At 35.7% G+C, this 15,273-nt stretch carries 13 protein-coding genes; 8 read left to right on the top strand and 5 right to left on the bottom strand.

Features of this window, described 5'->3' with window-relative positions; translation table 11 throughout:
• The first annotated feature begins 7 nt into the window (after nt 1-7).
• The 6 genes from REB14_RS12015 to REB14_RS11990 all read left to right on the top strand — a co-directional run bounded on the left by REB14_RS12015 (nt 8) and on the right by REB14_RS11990 (nt 6,279).
• A complete protein-coding gene (locus REB14_RS12015; protein WP_079240340.1) occupies nt 8-652 on the top strand; it encodes a hypothetical protein in 645 nt (214 codons plus the stop codon).
• Nucleotides 631-1,416, top strand: coding sequence for a sensor histidine kinase (locus REB14_RS12010; protein WP_079240339.1), 786 nt, complete (start codon nt 631-633; stop codon nt 1,414-1,416). Before REB14_RS12015 ends, REB14_RS12010 begins: the two co-directional genes overlap by 22 nt.
• Nucleotides 1,413-2,054, top strand: a complete 642-nt coding sequence (locus REB14_RS12005) for a response regulator transcription factor (protein ID WP_079240338.1) — start codon at nt 1,413-1,415, stop codon at nt 2,052-2,054. Before REB14_RS12010 ends, REB14_RS12005 begins: the two co-directional genes overlap by 4 nt.
• Before the next feature lie 248 nt (nt 2,055-2,302).
• Entirely contained in the window at nt 2,303-3,307 is a 1,005-nt protein-coding gene (locus REB14_RS12000) for a zinc metalloprotease (RefSeq protein WP_079240337.1), read from the top strand.
• A gap of 440 nt (nt 3,308-3,747) precedes the next feature.
• Entirely contained in the window at nt 3,748-4,761 is a 1,014-nt protein-coding gene (locus tag REB14_RS11995) for a zinc metalloprotease (RefSeq protein ID WP_309522298.1), read from the top strand.
• Between the two features lie 108 nt (nt 4,762-4,869).
• On the top strand, nt 4,870-6,279 hold the full coding sequence (locus REB14_RS11990; protein ID WP_309522297.1) for a phosphatase PAP2 family protein: 1,410 nt from the start codon (nt 4,870-4,872) through the stop codon (nt 6,277-6,279).
• A gap of 34 nt (nt 6,280-6,313) precedes the next feature.
• Here the strand turns inward: REB14_RS11990 and REB14_RS11985 are convergent, their stop codons facing one another.
• Together REB14_RS11985 and REB14_RS11980 are read right to left on the bottom strand one after the other, a co-directional pair.
• Entirely contained in the window at nt 6,314-8,179 is a 1,866-nt protein-coding gene (locus tag REB14_RS11985) for a M1 family metallopeptidase (RefSeq protein ID WP_309522296.1), read from the bottom strand.
• 106 nt (nt 8,180-8,285) lie between these two features.
• Nucleotides 8,286-10,655 (bottom strand): outer membrane beta-barrel protein, encoded by a 2,370-nt coding sequence (locus REB14_RS11980; RefSeq protein WP_309522295.1) that lies wholly within the window; start codon nt 10,653-10,655, stop codon nt 8,286-8,288.
• Nucleotides 10,656-10,905: 250 nt separating this feature from the next.
• Here REB14_RS11980 and REB14_RS11975 point away from each other — a divergent pair, with 250 nt between their 5' ends.
• Complete coding sequence (locus REB14_RS11975; protein WP_309522294.1) at nt 10,906-12,228, top strand: sensor histidine kinase; 1,323 nt, start codon at nt 10,906-10,908, stop codon at nt 12,226-12,228.
• Entirely contained in the window at nt 12,218-12,904 is a 687-nt protein-coding gene (locus REB14_RS11970; protein ID WP_309522293.1) for a response regulator transcription factor, read from the top strand. Before REB14_RS11975 ends, REB14_RS11970 begins: the two co-directional genes overlap by 11 nt.
• A 5-nt stretch (nt 12,905-12,909) precedes the next feature.
• Here the strand turns inward: REB14_RS11970 and REB14_RS11965 are convergent, their stop codons facing one another.
• The 3 genes from REB14_RS11965 to REB14_RS11955 form a co-directional block, all read right to left on the bottom strand.
• Nucleotides 12,910-13,737: an endonuclease/exonuclease/phosphatase family protein gene (locus REB14_RS11965; protein WP_309522292.1), complete on the bottom strand. Its 828-nt coding sequence runs from the start codon at nt 13,735-13,737 to the stop codon at nt 12,910-12,912.
• Nucleotides 13,738-13,803: 66 nt separating this feature from the next.
• The gene (locus REB14_RS11960; protein WP_079240330.1) at nt 13,804-14,007 is read right to left on the bottom strand and encodes a hypothetical protein; all 204 of its coding nucleotides are present in this window, start codon (nt 14,005-14,007) and stop codon (nt 13,804-13,806) included.
• On the bottom strand, nt 14,004-15,266 hold the full coding sequence (locus tag REB14_RS11955) for a S8 family peptidase (protein WP_309522291.1): 1,263 nt from the start codon (nt 15,264-15,266) through the stop codon (nt 14,004-14,006). Before REB14_RS11955 ends, REB14_RS11960 begins: the two co-directional genes overlap by 4 nt.
• Nucleotides 15,267-15,273: the final 7 nt, after the last annotated feature.

Below are 15,273 nucleotides of genomic sequence, written 5' to 3'. Positions count from 1 at the left end.
CAAATACATGACGGATTTCCAAGAGTTTGCAAGCAAAAGCATGCTTTGGGCTGAGGGACTTGCTGCGTTTGTTGGCCTTTTGTATTACAATCGTATAAGAAAAGAATATTGGAAATTTTTTGTATTTTTCTTAGTTTTTATCTTTCTTAGTGAAGCATATGGTAGATGGGGAAAATTTGCTTATTTTTCTAAAGCTTATTTCTATAATTATTTTTTAATGCCTATCCAGTTTATTTTTTTTTACTGGTTATATGCAGCCAAATCTTTAGGAAAGCCAAAGCTTTTTTACGGATTATCCCTCCTTTATCTTCTTTCATTTATTCCCAATGAATTGTATTTTTCGGGCAATAAAATTGTATTTGCTTTTAACTATACTTTTGGATGCCTTATCTTAATGCTTTTGGTAGTGATGGAATATTACAAACAAATTAACTCCCAGGATATTCTTCACTTTAATAAAAACAGAATGTTTTATATTAATTTAGGTATAACACTTTCTTATATAGGAACACTACCTTTTATGGCATTTTATTCAATTCTGTTGAATTATATGGAGATCTGGGATATTTATTTTAGTTATTTTCTAATGTCAGGCGTGGTCATGTATATTTTATTTGCAAGTTCATTCATATGGGGAAAACAGAGCTCTTAATTGTTATCATTCTATTCAATATACTTTTTGTAATGTTTGTAACGGCAGTATTAATCTATATCAGAAGTTACAAACAACGCAAGAAGGAACATGTGAATGAAATTGAAAGAAAAAATGAACTTCATCAGAGAGAACTCCTGTCTACCCAACTGGAAATACAACAAGCCACCATGCAGCAGATTGGCCGGGAATTGCACGACAATATCGGCCAGAAACTTACCCTCGTAAGTCTTTATGTACAGCAGATGCTTTATGAAAACAAAGTTTCTGAAGCAAGTGAAAGAATTGATCAGGTTTCACAGATTATTAATCAATCTCTGCAGGATCTTAGAAGCTTGTCAAAAACGTTGACAGATGACAATATCAACCAGAAGGAAATTGTAACTTTGATACAGGAAGAAGTGGATAACACCAATTCCTTCAAAAAATGTCATGTAAGTTTTGAACACAATTTCAAACAACTGGATCTGGGCTTTGTTCATAAAAATGTTTTACTCAGAATTACTCAGGAATTTATTCAAAACAGTATAAAACATTCCCATTGTAAAAATATTTTTATAAACCTGAACACTTCAGAAGACACTCTTTGGGAGCTTGATATTCGTGATGATGGAATCGGGTTTGATACTTCACAGATCAAGTCCAACGGAATAGGGCTAACGAATATGAAAAACAGAGCTGAAATTATAGGAGCAAGTTTTTGTATGGAAAGCCAGGAAAATGCGGGAACACAAATCAATATTATCTTAAAAAAACAGTCATGAAAAAATCTATTGTCATTGTTGACGACCATATACTTATTGCAAAAGCTCTGGAAGGAATTATTGGTAATTTCAGTGAATTTGAAGTAATCTATGTAAGTGAAAACGGGAAAGATCTCATCCAGAAATTCGAAGAAGGCAATACCATTCCTGATATTATTCTTTTGGATATCAGCATGCCTATTATGGACGGTTTTGAAACCGCAGTCTGGCTTACAAAAAATCATCCCGATATTAAAATTATGGCGCTCAGTATGCAGGGAGATGACAACAGCGTAATTAAGATGATTAAGAGCGGTGCAAAAGGCTATCTGCTAAAAAACACCCATCCAAGAGATTTGGAAACTGCACTTACCCGCCTCAATAGTGATGGCTTTTTTTATCCGGACTGGGCTTCCAAGATCATATTTTCCAATCTTAATAAAGAAACAGAATCTGAGATCGCAATAAGAATTTCAGACAGAGAAAAAGAGTTCCTGAAATATACAGTAACCGAACTCAGTTATAAGGAAATTGCGGATAGGATGTGCTGTAGCCCAAGAACAGTGGAAAGCTACCGTGATCAACTATGTGAAAAACTGGATTTGAAAACCCGTGTAGGGCTTGCGGTTTTTGCCATTAAAAATGGTTTTGCAAATTAGATTTTACCATGAAAAAATTCTATCAAAAGTAAATTTAAACGAAAAGAATTCATTTAAAATAATTAAAAATTAAGATCACATTAGCATATTTTTTAAAATTGATTAAAATTCAATACATTTTAAAAAACATTAAACTAAAACCAATAATTACCGACAATAATTAACAATTTTACAAAGAAATCAAAAATTTATTTGCATATTAATTTCAAATAATATAATTTCACATCCTCAACCTAAATGATTTTGATATGAAAAAACTATTATTCGGAGCTTGTATGCTCACTGTAATGGCTGCATGTAACAATGACAGCATTACTAATCAAAATGAAAACACAACTGACGAAAATGCAACTACTGCAGGTTTAGCCCAACGAGGCTGTGCTTCTGAGGAAATCAGACAGGAAGCATTGAAAAAAAGTCCTGAACTTCAACAAAGATTCGCGGCATTAGAAAGCAATACAGAAAAATTCGCCAATGATGTGAAATTTGGAAAAGTTCTTGCTGATGGTACTGTAGAAATCCCTGTTATCGTAAATGTTATCTACAAAACGACTGCTGAAAACGTTTCTGATGCAAGAATTGCAGAACAAATTGCAGTATTGAATGCAGACTATACAGCCACGAACAGTGATGTTAATAAAATTCCAACCGAATTCCAGCCCGTAAGTTCTGGTGATACAAAAGTAAAATTCAGACTGGTAAACACCGTTAGAAAATCCACTTCAAAAACAAGCTGGGCAACTAATGATGATATGAAAAAAGCCTCTAAAGGAGGAATTGACGCCACTAACCCTACCAATTATTTAAACTTATGGGTTGTAGGCAAAATGACCAGCCAGGGACGCACCATTCTTGGATATGCCACTTTCCCTGAATCTGCAGGCTTATGGAATGATGGTGTTGTAATTGCCGCTCCATATTTTGGAAAAACCGGAGCTTCTTCTCCTTTCAACCTGGGAAGAACTGCAACGCATGAGGTAGGTCACTATCTGAACTTAAGACATATCTGGGGAGATGCCAATTGTGGAAACGACCAGGTAAGTGATACTCCTACACAGACTACTGCTAATTATGGAAAACCTTCTTACCCGCTATATAATACATGCAGTGGAGTACAAAGATCTGTAATGTTTATGAATTACATGGATTATGTAGATGATGCAGCTATGTTTATGTTCTCTGCAGGACAAAAAACGAGAATGCAGTCTGTAGTAGCTTCTTCTGGAGCAAGATCCGGATTGAGAGTGTATTAAAATTAAAATCTTTTTACCTATTTAAAATCTGTCTCAAGTTTGAGACAGATTTTTTTATTCCATTCTGCTTGCCTTTCAGGAATATAAAGGAAAAACATTGAAATCAAAGCCAGCACTGGAAATGTTAGAACATAATCTGATAAGAAATCAATAGTTTCTGACTTGTTTTTAAAAACCTTCTTAGTTCGATTTATTATAAAAAATATTCTATAAAAAATAGAAAAATGATAAAATTATTTACATTCAAAATACACTTAAATGTGAAATATAAAACAAATAATTGATTTTAACTAAAACTCAACAGAATTCATATTCAATTGATTTTAATTCAAACAAATTAATTAAAATTTAGGTATTTATTAAATATTTACAGAAATAATTTGCATATTAATTTCAAATACTATAATTTCACGCCCTCAACCAAATTATATTATAACGATATGAAAAAATTCCTATTTGGAGCCCTGATTCTGGGCCTTATGTCGGCGTGCAACAACGACAGCTTAACCAACCAAAACGAGACTTCTCCGGATCAGGATAACACTGTTCCGAGTGCTCTTAAAAGAGGTTGCCCATCAGAAGAAATCAGACAAGCAATGCTTCTGAAAAACCCTGCATTAAAACAAAAAATGGCTGATATTGAATTCAGTACTGAAAAATTTGCAGAAAATCTTAAAGTGGGAAAAGTTCTTGCCGATGGAACTGTTGAAATCCCAGTTGTTTTTAACGTAATTTACAACACTTCTGCTCAAAATGTTTCCGACGCAAGAATTGCAGAACAGATTGCAGTCCTTAATGCCGATTATGGGGCAACCAATTCTGATATTAATAAAATTCCTTCTGCATTTCAACCAGCTGCAGCAGGTGATGTAAAAATCCGTTTCAAACTAGTAGCAACCAACCGTAAGCAAAGTACCAAGACAGGCTGGAGATCTGATCTGGAGCAAATGAAAAAAGCCAGTACCGGAGGTATTGATGCTACTGATGTAAATAAAAATATGAACATTTGGGTTGTTAATTCAATTCTTGACGAAAACAACCAACCAGGAACTCTAGGTTATGCTTATTATCCTGAAAATGCAGGGCAATGGTATGATGGTCTTGTAATTGGATATCAATATATCGGAAAAACAGGTGCATCTGCTCCATTTAATTTAGGAAGAACAGTAACGCATGAAGTAGGACACTACCTAAATCTGCCTCACCTTTGGGGATCATCCAATACAGGTTGTCAGACAGATTACTCTAATGACACTCCTACCTCTCCTGGTCCTAACTATGGAAATCCTACTTATCCTTTAAACAGAGTTTGTGGTGGTGTAAGCCGTTCTCAGATGTTCATGAATTACATGGATTATGTAGATGATAAATCTATGGTGATGTTTTCTGCCAATCAAAAAACAAGAATGCAGGCTGTAGTGGCAGCATCCGGACCAAGAGCTGGATTAAGATAACCAACAACCTCAATTAGAATATTATAAAAATATTAAAATAGTCTATCTCAATTTTTGGGATAGATTTTTTTAATATTTTTACGCGATTTAAATTTCAACACCACTAAGATGAAAAAAATAGCATTAGCATCAGGAATACTATTGCATTTATACTGTATTAAAGCTCAGGATACTATCAAAATTAAAACACTGGATACTATCCCATCCAGAAATCTCAAGGAAGATTTAGCCCTCATCAGTTCAGGATATGCTATTCAGGAGAAAACTCCTTTTTTTCAAAAAGAATGGGTGAAAAAATCAGTAGCTCCTGCTCTTCTGTTTACCGCTGCCGCTGCAACATGGGGAGAAAAAGAGAATATTCGTGAGGTAAGAAACCGATACCTTCCCAACTTCAAAGTAAAATATGATGATTATCTACAATACGCTCCAGCTGTAGCTGTTTACGGTTTAAAGCTGGCAGGTGTAAAAGGTAGAAACAATCTCGGGAGAGCTACTTTATCTTATGGTACGAGTTTAGCCATCATGGCCATTTTAGTCAATTCTATTAAATATACAACAAAAGTAGAACGCCCGGATGGATCCAAAAACAACTCTTTTCCATCAGGACATGCGGCAATGGCTTTTACCAACGCCAGTTTTCTGCACAAAGAATATGGTTTGGTAAACCCAGCCTACAGTATTGCAGGATATGGTTCTGCAACTCTTACAGGGCTTGGGCGAAATTTAAACAACAGACATTGGGTTCCGGATATTCTGGCCGGTGCAGGTATCGGAATTATATCTACAGAACTGGGGTATTTTTTTATTGACAAAATTTATAAAAACAAGGGAGATAATTTAAGTCTCTTATCCAGAATACAGGGCAATGATTATCCTTCTTTTCTTGCTCTAAAAATGGGAACCGCATTAGGTACCACCAACTTCCTGAAAGAATCTGAGCTGGATGACAAAAAGCAAATCGGTTTTGAAGGAGGATTGGAAGGTGCTTACTTCTTTTCAAAAAAATGGGGTGTAGGTGCAGATGTATCCTTCAGCAGCTTCCCTATTAAATCCCAAAGAATAACTTTTGATGACGGACAGGATTTTGGTGATCATGAAATTAAAACACAATCTATGGGCTTTCTTTCTGCAGGCATCGGACCTTATTTTTCTCATGAATTATCAGAAAAATGGCAGCTTACTTTAAAGGTAACCGGAGGATATGCTGCAACAGCAAGTGGAAAAGTATTTGTAAAAGGAAACGATATTGATGCTCCCAACCACGAACTTCAGATCGCCAGATACAAGCCCAAACCGGCTTTCCGCTGGAACACCGGTGCTTCCATGACCTACAAGTTCAATCCTGGATTAGGCCTTACATTCTATACAGATTACAATCAGATCAATTCTACAATCCGCTATTACTTCAGCGATGAGATTAAGGATGGTGACGAACTGAATCAGGAACTTAATAACCTGATTACTAAAGAAAAAATCAATTATATTACGCTAGGCTTACGATTAACAGCCTATTTTTAAAACAAAAAGCCTTCAGAATCTGAAGGCTTTTACTTTATAAATTTTTATGGTTGTCATCCGGAGTATAATCCATAAAGATATCTCCGTCCAATTGTACAGATTTTACTTTTTTCTTAATAGGAATTACAAGATCGGTCAGTTTCTGATCTTTTTCCCAAACTGAAGGTGAAAAATGAATTTTCTCCGTAGCTCCGTCATCATAAGACAATATTGCATCAAAAGGAATGGCAAACCCACCTACATTCGTTAGATTTATGGTAAGCATATCATTCATCTGGGATGCTCCTGTTACTTTTAAGTCGATATAATTATTGGTATAAAACCAATTCTGGAAGAACCAGTTCAGATTTTTTCCTGATCCTGTATTCATAGAATTGAAATAATCCCACGGAACCGGATGTTTTCCATTCCAGTTATCCATGTAATGATGTAATGCTTTTTTGAAAAGTTCATCTCCTAAATAATCTTTCAGAGCCAGATAAGACAATGAAGATTTTACATAGGAGTTGTTTCCATATCCGGCACCGCTCACCTGTGTACTCATCGTAATCACCGGTTGATCCTGCTCTGCAGAAGGATCATTGATCCATTTTTTAACACGGAAGTTTTTATAAAATTCCTTAGCAGCAGCCTCTCCGTTTTCGTCAATTCCTATAAGATATTCCAGCGTGGTCGCCCAGCCTTCATCCATAAATGCATATCTTGTTTCATTGATTCCCATATAGAAAGGGAAATAAGTATGGGCAATTTCATGATCTGCTGTCAACCTGGCATCATTAAGATCATCAGGAATACTGGTATCATTGATCATCATAGGATATTCCATATCTGCATACCCTTGGATAGCTGTCATTACGTTGTAAGGATATTCTACTCCCGGCCAGTTTTTTGAAAACCAATCCAGGTTATAGCGCATCCAGTCTACATAATGTTCAAAATCTTTCGCTCCGTTTTTATATCCGGCCTGAACGCTGGCTCTTTTTGTTTTTAACTGAACACTGGCAGCATCCCACACATAGTGGTTGCTCATTGCAAAACAGAAATCTGTAATATGGCTTGCTTTAAACTTCCAGACATTCCATTTATTCTGTCTTGTTACTTTTCCGGACTTCATTTCCTGCTCTGTAGCAATATGCATCAGCTTATCACTTTTCAGAGAAGCTTTATATCTTTTTAAATATTCCGGCTGAAGGACAGCTTCCGGATTCAGAAAATCTCCGGTTGCCCAAACTACATAATTTTTCGGTGCAGTGATAGCAAAACTGTAATCATTGAAATCATTATAAAATTCCTGTCTATCTGAGTGCTGCAGCATATCCCATCCGTTGTAATCATCATACACGGAAATTCTTGGAAAAGAATATGCCACATAGAATGTTTCAGGGTCAATCTGCCCTTCTCTTCCACTCTGCACTGACAATGGATATTCCCACTCTATTTTAATTTCAGCTTTTGATTTAGATTTTAAAGCTGATTTTAATTTTACTTTTTCAACTGTACTCCAATCATCACTGTTGATCTCATATTTTACGTTGTTTACAGTAAAGGATTTAATTTTCAGTCCGGATGAAAGGAAATCTTTGGATACAAATCCTGATCTTGGCGACTGTGGTTTGTGAAGGTTATTCACAAATCGTATAGCCAGTTCGTTCAGATTATCGGGACTGTTGTTGGTATAGACAATGGTTTCTTTTCCGGAAACTATTTTTGTAGCAGCATCTACTTTCACCTCTACATTATACACTCCTTTATTCTGCCAGTAGTTTTTTCCTGGCGCTCCGGAGATATCACGTGTTCCTCTCTCATACGCTTTTTTGATATTCCTCGGCATATACAATTCCTGAGCTGACAATTGCAGTAAAGAAACTGCGATCAGCATTCCGGAAAAAATTTTCTTCATAGCAATCTTTTTAAAGATAGGCATCAAAAATAGCGAAAATACACCATCAGACGACCATTATTTTACGATAATATTTCACTGTAATTAACTTTTGAATTAAAATATTCTACAATCTATCCTGTTCGGCTGTTTTCTTAATGGTTTTTGCATTTTTAACCGATTGATTTCCAAAGTTGAATTTCAATGAAAATGTCACTCCCTGAGTATCGGAATAATCAAGAAAATAGTTATCCTGATTCGCATATTTTGTACTGACCTTCTGCCCTGTAGATCTGAAAATATCGCTAAAAACAAGACTGGCTTCCAGCTTTTTACTAAAGAATTTTCTATTCATTACAAAATAGGCTGACCACAAAGAAGATATTCTGAAAGTTCCTTGTATGCCGGGAGAATAGTAGCGGTGTCCCATTTCCATTTTCCAGTCGCTATTTTTATCCAGCGTAAAACTTGTTGAGATGTTCGAAACCCAGTTCCAGACTTTATTTTTATACAACATTCCATCAATTCCTTTGAAATAATTCTCGTTGTGCTCAAGATTTTCAGAAAGGATAATATTCCACCAGGATTTCACCTGGAAATTTTTATACAAGCTTAACCCGAAAGCTTCACCTTTCTCGATATTGGTAAAATAATAAATCAAACTGTTCGTACTTGGCTCCTGATAGGAAATTTCCATAGAAGGATAAATTTCTTTTCGATAATACAAATCAAGATTCCAGTCTTTCCAGGAATAGGTAAGATTGAGGTTATGGGTAATTGTCGCTTTTAATTTCGGATCACCCTGGTAATAAGAAAACAGATTGTAGTAAGATTTTGCAGGATTCAACCATGAATAGGAAGGTCTGCTGATTCTTTTCCCATAGGAGAACCCAAACTCCTGTTTATTTTCTGTGGTGTACTGTGCATAAAAAGTGGGAAAGAATTTCCAATAGTTACTTTTATTCAATTCATAAGGTTCTGAAACCACACCTTCAAGATTTGTCATTTCCGCACGAAGTCCACCTTTGAAGCTCCATTTCCCTATATTGTAGGCTAATGAAGAATATAGGGCAAAATTGTGTTCTTTATAATCAAAAATACTGCTTTTTTCCGGCCGGTATTGTAATACTCCGTTCTCATTATCGGAGAAATCAAGTTGACTGCTTGTCTTTACAAAACTATATTTCGTACCAGATTCAAGTTCCAGCTTATCCGCTTTCCACAGATAATCGAACTGAGTGGAATACAGCTGAACATCTGCTTTATTCTGAGTAATAAAGTTATCTTCTTTAGGTGGTTGGCTTGCAAAGTTCAGATAGGTGATTACATTCTGGTATTTATCCACATTATTTCCGGTAAAATAATTGATCCATGAAAGACTGCTTTTCTTATTCAGTTTTCTGTCTATCTGAAAACTTACCGAGTTATTGATGGAACGGGAACGGTGATCATTGATCGTGGTATAATCAGATTCCACTATATCCTGCTGGTTATAGATCAACGTAGGGACATTATAAGTCCCGAAGGACTTTGGAGAAAAATACCCTGAGTAGTTAAAGCTTAAATTGGTCAGGCTGTCCAGTTCATATTCCGCATTAAAATTCAGGGTATTCTGGTTATTGTTTTTATCCTTCCTGTTCATCGTACTTACCCATCGGGTTTGGCTTTCCGGATAGTTTACATAATCTGTTCCTTCCCGGTAGTACGTTCCCAGCCCTTTATAATAGCTTCCCATTAAGGAAAGTTTATCTTTTTTATAATATTGAGAAACACCAAAAACGCCTTTTGCATATTGTGTCTGCACATATTTGGATGAAAGAATACCGCGATAACCTTCAATTTTATTCTTTTTCAGAACGATATTCAGTACTGCGCTTCCCGAAGCTTCATATTTTGCAGGCGGATTGGTAATCACCTCCACAGATTTCACTTCATCTCCCTGTGTATTTTCCAGAAGGTTTTTAAGTTCATCCCCTGTCAGCATTACTTTTTTATCATTAATCGTCACCAGAATTCCGGTACTTCCCTTTACACTCAATACACTGTTGTTGATGGTAACACTGGGTGTATTTTTTAAAATTTCCCAGGCATTGAGTGAAGAAATATTACTGTTTTCCACATTAAATTCCAGACGGTCTACCTTTCTTTTCACTAAAGGTTTACGTTTCGTCATTATCACACCTTCTATTTCATGAGCTTCCTTTTTAAGAATGATATTCAGTGGTTCAGGCTCTTTTAAATCCAATTTTTTCTCAAATAAAGAGTATCCCTGATTTTTAATGACCAGCTTTATATTTTCCTCTGAAATATCTTCCAGTACAAATTTCCCATTGTCATCTGTTTTTAATTTTTTGATTAATTTATCCTGAGCATTATACACTTCCACCTTTACAGATGAAAGCTTTTCATTTTCGGTATTTACCACTGTTCCTCCAGCTTTTTGTTGCTGGGCAAGAATCAAAGCTGGAAAACACAGAAAAAAAAGAATCTTATACATGGTTATTTTTTTTTATCCTCTCAAACAAAATCTATTGTTCTGTTCTATGGATACAAAATTCTATATTGGCTGGAACAAATACAGTTAATGGAAGGTTAATGATGGATTAATGTATTTTCTGATATCAACACATCCAGATTCAGGAAGATGGATAAAGCTTTATTTGTGGAGATTCAACACTATGGTTAACGGAAGGTTAATAATAAAATAATCATTTCCGGAAAATGACTAAAGTTTTATCTTTGTTTTAATGATAACCAAGAGTAAAATTCTCATCTCAGTTTTTGCCGCTCTATTCCTGCTTTTATTGGGAATCCAGGTTTATTTTATGTATAAAACCTATCAGGTAAAAGAGAGGGATATCTACAGATCTGTGAATGATGGGCTTACCAATTACACAGACAATCTTGAAGACATCCAGGAGGCTAAAGAAAGAAATGATGATTCTCTTCAGGAAATCATTATACAGTATCATAATAAAGAGATCAACAAAAAAGATTTTCTCCGTTATTTCATAGAAAACAGGAAATCTGCCAGAGAAAGACTGATTCATTATATTGACAGTCGTTATAAAAAAGACGGTTACGAAATCTCCGCAAGAATACGATATCTTTCCATTGTTCATCTTCCGGACAGCTCAAAAGTAATTACCGAACCTATTGTTATTTTTGAAACGCAGGATAAGCTAAAAAATCCACGCATTGCCAGTAACGGAAGTTGGGAAACCTCAACCACCAAAAGAAATGATACAGATAAAGGACATATTGAAAAAAAGAATACTTTTCTTGTTAAAACCCAGACAGATTTTGAGATCAGAAATATAAAAAGTATTGTTTTCAAAGAGCTTACCTTATTGATTATATGCTGCGTTATTCTTCTTTCAGGAGTTCTTCTGCTTTATATTTTCACGATCAGAAATCTTATTCAGCAGCAGAAGCAGGTGGAAGTCCTCCACAACATTGTGGATAACATTTCTCATGAATTTAAAACTCCTATCGCTACTTTAAAAATAGCTTCGAAAGCATTAAAAAAAGAATGGAATCCTGAAACACTTCCTCTTATTGACAGACAAATTTCACGTCTTGAAAGCCTGATGTTTCAGCTTCATAAAGATGAAATTCCTGATGAAATGACCGCTATACAACCTGAGCACTGGAACTTTTTTATTCAGGATCTTTCAGTTACTTATCCCAATACAGATTTTAAGCTTGAAAATACAGTTTCACAAGAGCTGCCTTTTGATAAAAACCTGATGGAAACGGTCATTAAAAACCTTTGTGAAAACAGTGTAAAATATGGAGCATCAGTTATTACAATAGGTGTCAGAAACAGTTCTCAACAATTAGAATTTGAAGTTTCCGATAACGGTAAAGGTATGGAAACAAAAGAGCTGAACAATATTTTCGAAAAATTCTACAGAATACAGAATAATAACATCCACAATAGCAAAGGTCTTGGGCTGGGACTTTATTTCGTAAAAAAAATCATTGCCAGTTATGGTGGTAAAATAGAGGTTTCCAGCCAGCTTCATACCGGCAGTACTTTTAAAATATCAATTCCTTATGAAAACTAAAATCCTTCTGGCAGAAGATGATCCGGATTTCGGAATGATTCTTAAGCAGTATCTTGAATTGGAAGATTTTGAAGTCAGCTGGTTTCAGAATCCGGAAGATATTGTGCCATTGGTTCAGACTGATTTCCCCTTTCAGATAGGAATTCTGGATGTGATGATGCCCAATATAGATGGTTTCTCGCTGGCGAAAATGATTATTAAGGAAAGGAGTAATTTCCCTTTGTTATTTTTAACGGCTAAAAATCAAAAAATTGACCGATTGACAGGATTGAAAATAGGTGCTGACGATTATATTGCGAAACCCTGCGATCCTGAAGAACTTGTTTTACGAATTAAAAATATTCTGAAAAGAACACTTCCTGCTGTTACGGAAAGTCAGATAAAGATCGGAGAATTCTCACTGGATACCACCAAACTTCTGTTGTCACATCCTAACGGGAACAATCGGCTGACCATACGGGAACAGGAACTTCTTCTGTACCTTCTGAAGCACAACCGATCCATCATTACAAGGGACAATATTCTGGATAATATCTGGGAAACCAATGATTATTTTACGGGAAGAAGTCTTGATGTGTTTATCAGCAGACTTCGCAAATATTTCATCAATGATCCTCAAATAAAAATCCAATCCCTGAGAGGAATTGGATTTGAAATTGATTTTCCAACCAATTGATTTTTTTATAGGGAAAGATTCACAATCACTGGAAAATGGTCTGAAGGATACAGCAGATTTTCTCTTCTGTCATTGATATGTCGGTGAGATCTTATTTTAAAACCTTGGGTAAAAATGTAATCGATTCTGTCTTTTGGAACTTCATTCACATTGAAGCCTGTGAAAGTTCCTACCGGACCATAATGTTTCGTTTCAGAGTGATAGAAAGTGTCTTTCATATTTTTGGAAAGAATTTTAATCGGTTGAGAATCATCTGTCAGATTAAAATCTCCACTCAGCGTTACCGGAAGATTCTTTGGATTCAGTTCTTTGATTTTTTTCAGGATCAATTCGGAAGATTTTACTCTTGCTACATTTCCAATATGATCAAAATGAAGATTCATTGCCAGAAATTCTTTCTTCGATTTTTTATCTTTAAATACGGCATAGGTACAGATTCTGTTCAGCGCAGCATCCCAGCCTTTTGAAGGCTTTTCCGGAGTTTCAGATAACCAGAACGTCCCGGATTTTACAATGTCCAGTTTGGTTGTATCATAAAAGATGGCAGAAAATTCTCCTTTTTCTTTACCGTCATCTCTTCCTACTCCGATATAGTCATAATTTTTTAAACCTGCTTTAATATCTTTCATCTGCTCCGGAAGTGCTTCCTGTACTCCGAAATAATCAGGATGATAATAGGTCAATAAATCAGCAACGTCCTGTTTTCTTTTTGGCCAGGCATTGTCTTTATCCGACTCTACATTCAGCCTGATATTAAAACTCATTACGGTAAGGTCTTGTGAGAATCCTAATGCAAAAAACATCAGAAACACCATTGAAAATCTGAAATTCATATGTTATTTTATCATTAAGAGACAAAAATAAAACTTCTCTGTGACAGAAAAGCTTTATTGATGTGATTATATTGTTAAATTATCTTTTTCTTCTTCTATAGATATAAAATAGTCCTGAAAATCGGACTCAGAAATCAGCAATTGGCTTTCAAACCTTATAACTCCTATGGTTTTGTAGTGAGCAGCCAGTTTTATGCCTTTGCTTTTGAGGAGAACTTCAAGCTTTTTTAAATTTATATCTTTCTTTAAAACTGCAAGGTAAGTGATCATAAGTATATCTGTATTAAACCGTTTCCAATATCTCTGTATTTTATACCTTCAACAGGTCTTGCTTTGCTTTCAATCAGTTCCCAGATCTCCTTTGCTGATTTGTTGGGAAACTGTTCCATATACAAAGCGGCAAGTCCGGAAACATGTGGTGCTGCCATACTTGTACCGCTCATACTGTAGTACAAATTACTTTTATTTTTTGCATTTTTAGGATAGGAACTGATAATATCTACTCCGGGAGCACAGACATTGATACTTCCTCCTGTGGATGGGTTGAGACCTGCATTTGAAAATCTGGCGATCTTCATTTGAGCGTCAATAGCTCCTATTGCCATGATCGATTTTGAATTAGCCGGCATTGAAACAGGCTGTGGAATCTGCGGTCTGTTGCTGTCATTTCCAGCCGCTGCTATAATAAGACAGTTATTTTCCAATGCTCTTTCCCCAATGGTTTCAAAAAGAACAGAAGGCTGATCATCTAGCCTCACCGGAGATGCCAGTGAAAGGGATAGTATTCTGAATTTTTTCGTAATCGCCCAGTCTATCGCATCAATGACACTACTGGTTGTTCCTCTTCCATTGTCTGCAAGTACTTTTGCTATTTTCAGATTGCAGTCTCTGGCAATCCCGTAACGCTTTCCGGTATCACTTCTTGTATTTCCTGTAGCTACTCCAGCGCAGTGTGTACCATGTCCGTTGGGGTCTCTGTTCCAGTCTTCAGCGTCTATGAAAGACTTTCCTTCAATTTCTTCATTGGAAAAATCCGGGTGGGAAGTTTCAAGCCCGGTATCGAGAATACAAACATCAATTCCTTTTCCTGTATAGTTGGCATTTTCCAGTCCAATAGCTTTTAATCCCCATTCCATTTCAATGAATGATTTTTGAGGCAAAGGCTTACTGGTGATATATTTTTCAAGTTCTGAAATTTTTTCTGCAAGACCGGCCGACTGTTTTTTAAGTTCACTAATCAGCTGCAACTCATCTGCAGGAAAAAATTCTCTTTCTTTTTCATAGTATACAATAGAATTTGATTCATCTTTTACGGCACTTTTCAATTGATCTTCATCCATATTATCCACCACAAGAACTCCCAGGTTTTTGTAAAGTACACCGTTATCCTGATCAATGATTTCATAAGAACGGTTTTCTTTGGATAACAATTCTGAAGAAGTAATACTCACTTCCAGTTCTCTCTCTATTTTTTTGAGTGCATTTTTCTGCTGATTCTGCAACAGAACAATATATCTTCCCGTTTCCATAATGATC

The sequence above is a fragment of the Chryseobacterium metallicongregator genome, assembly GCF_031324065.1.
In the GTDB taxonomy this organism is placed as follows: Bacteria; Bacteroidota; Bacteroidia; order Flavobacteriales; family Weeksellaceae; genus Chryseobacterium; species Chryseobacterium metallicongregator.
The sequence above is the reverse complement of the archived record's forward strand: the minus strand, read 5'-3'. Positions and strand labels throughout refer to the sequence as shown.

Excerpts from the sequence above, each read along its gene's own strand:
- REB14_RS12015 (WP_079240340.1), top strand. The coding sequence starts at position 8 with ATGACGGATTTCCAAGAGTTTGCAAGCAAAAGCATGCTTTGGGCTGAG.
- REB14_RS12010 (WP_079240339.1), top strand. The coding sequence starts at position 631 with ATGGGGAAAACAGAGCTCTTAATTGTTATCATTCTATTCAATATACTT.
- REB14_RS12005 (WP_079240338.1), top strand. The coding sequence starts at position 1,413 with ATGAAAAAATCTATTGTCATTGTTGACGACCATATACTTATTGCAAAA.
- REB14_RS12000 (WP_079240337.1), top strand. The coding sequence starts at position 2,303 with ATGAAAAAACTATTATTCGGAGCTTGTATGCTCACTGTAATGGCTGCA.
- REB14_RS11995 (WP_309522298.1), top strand. The coding sequence starts at position 3,748 with ATGAAAAAATTCCTATTTGGAGCCCTGATTCTGGGCCTTATGTCGGCG.
- REB14_RS11990 (WP_309522297.1), top strand. The coding sequence starts at position 4,870 with ATGAAAAAAATAGCATTAGCATCAGGAATACTATTGCATTTATACTGT.
- REB14_RS11985 (WP_309522296.1), bottom strand. The coding sequence starts at position 8,179 with ATGAAGAAAATTTTTTCCGGAATGCTGATCGCAGTTTCTTTACTGCAA.
- REB14_RS11980 (WP_309522295.1), bottom strand. The coding sequence starts at position 10,655 with ATGTATAAGATTCTTTTTTTTCTGTGTTTTCCAGCTTTGATTCTTGCC.
- REB14_RS11975 (WP_309522294.1), top strand. The coding sequence starts at position 10,906 with ATGATAACCAAGAGTAAAATTCTCATCTCAGTTTTTGCCGCTCTATTC.
- REB14_RS11970 (WP_309522293.1), top strand. The coding sequence starts at position 12,218 with ATGAAAACTAAAATCCTTCTGGCAGAAGATGATCCGGATTTCGGAATG.
- REB14_RS11965 (WP_309522292.1), bottom strand. The coding sequence starts at position 13,737 with ATGAATTTCAGATTTTCAATGGTGTTTCTGATGTTTTTTGCATTAGGA.
- REB14_RS11960 (WP_079240330.1), bottom strand. The coding sequence starts at position 14,007 with ATGATCACTTACCTTGCAGTTTTAAAGAAAGATATAAATTTAAAAAAG.
- REB14_RS11955 (WP_309522291.1), bottom strand. The coding sequence starts at position 15,266 with ATGGAAACGGGAAGATATATTGTTCTGTTGCAGAATCAGCAGAAAAAT.